Source organism: Kribbella sp. NPDC051936 (assembly GCF_040680955.1).
Taxonomy (GTDB): domain Bacteria; phylum Actinomycetota; class Actinomycetes; order Propionibacteriales; family Kribbellaceae; genus Kribbella.
Genome location: NZ_JBFAXS010000022.1, coordinates 1 through 1692 on the forward strand (window position 1 = coordinate 1; position 1692 = coordinate 1692).

The window sequence follows — 1692 nt, forward strand, 5'->3', positions numbered from 1 at the left end:
TAGCCTCGAGATTTCACGTCGTGGAGGTTGAGGACGGCGCGTAACGCACGGAAGTGCCTGTCTGGTGAGGGATTCTTGGCTTGTCGAAGGTCAAGGTCCGCCGCACAGAAAGGCACTCCGTAGGTGAAGCGTAGCTGGGCTGTTGGTGTTGTTCTGGATCCGGGGCGCGAGTCGTTGATCTCGTCGTCGGGTGGGTTGCTGCTGCGGGAGGCGGACCGGGTCGCGGGCCTGGGCCGGGGACTGTCGGAGGCACTGGCGCCGTGGCGTGCGAGGCGCGCAACCCATGATCCGGGCAAGGTGTTGCTGGACGTCGCGACCGCGGTGGCGTTGGGCGGTGACTGTGTGGCTGATGTGGCGGTGGTGCGGGCTCAGCCGGTGCTGTTCGGTGCGGTGGCCTCGGATCCGACGGTGTCGCGGCTGATCGCGCGGCTGGCCGCGGATGCCGATCGGGTGGTGCCGGCGATCCGGGCCGCGCGGGCGAAGGCGCGGGCGGCGGTGTGGGCCCGGCGGCGGCCGCTGGCCGGCACGGCGGGGAGCCGGGACGGCGGGCTGGTGATCGTGGATCTGGACGCCACGCTGGTGAGCGCGCACTCGGACAAGGAACAGGCCAGGCCGACCTATAAGAAGGGGTTCGGGTTCGCGCCGATGTGCGCGTTCGTCGACCACGGGGAGTACGGCACCGGTGAAGTACTGGCGCTGGACCTGCGGCCTGGGAACGCGTCACCGTTCAACGCCGCCGATCACATCACCTGCCTGGACGCGGCGCTCGCCCAGTTGCCGCAGGCAGAGCGGGGCCAGGTGCTGGTCCGCGCCGACGCCGGCGGCGGCTCGAAGGCGTTCCTGCACCACATCACCGACCTCGGCCTGGAGTACTCGGTCGGGTTCGGTGCGCTGGACACGGTGAAAGCCGCGATCGAGACCATCCCCGAGGCCGCGTGGGCCGACGCCATCGATGGTGATGGCCTGCCGCGAGACGGCGCCCAGGTCGCCGACCTGACCGACTGGATGCCCACCCCGACGATGCCGACACGTTCACCGGCCCGGTTCGGTCCGCAGCGCTGGCCCGACACCATGCGGGTCATCGCCCGCCGCGAACGCCCGCACCCCGGCGCCCAACTCAGGTTGACCGACCACAACGGCTGGCGGATCACCTGCTTCGCCACCAACACCCCCATCGACCCCACCGGACGCCACGGCTGGCCCCTCCCCGACCTCGAAGTCCGGCACCGGCAACGCGCCCGCGCCGAAGACCGCATCCGCAACCTCAAGGACACCGGCCTGCGCAACCTGCCCTTCCACGGCTACACCCACAACCAGATCTGGCTCGAGATCGCCGCACTCGCCGCCGACCTGCTCACCTGGACACAGACCCTCGCCTTCGACGAAACCGCACCCGCCCGCCGCTGGGAACCCAAACGACTCCGCCTCAGGATCCTCCACGTCGCCGGCCGCATCACCCGCACCGCACGCCGCCATCACCTCCGACTACCCCGCGGCTGGCCCTGGAACCACCTCATCGACACCGGCTGGGCCAACCTCCACACCACCTGAACACCCAACCCCCCGACCCCGACAACCAAGGCCCCGGAGAACCGGCGAACACAGCGCCGGAGCCCCGCCCTGCCCAGCCCGATCCCCCCTCAAAACCCCAACCCACAACCACTCATCAACCAGCCACACGAAAGATCGAGG

General features: G+C 70.0%; 1 protein-coding gene. It reads left to right on the top strand.

The features are described from left to right. Window positions 1-123 precede the first annotated feature (123 nt). On the top strand, window positions 124-1551 hold the full coding sequence (locus tag AB0L64_RS40950) for an IS1380 family transposase (protein WP_363718481.1): 1428 nt from the start codon (window positions 124-126) through the stop codon (window positions 1549-1551). Window positions 1552-1692: the final 141 nt, after the last annotated feature.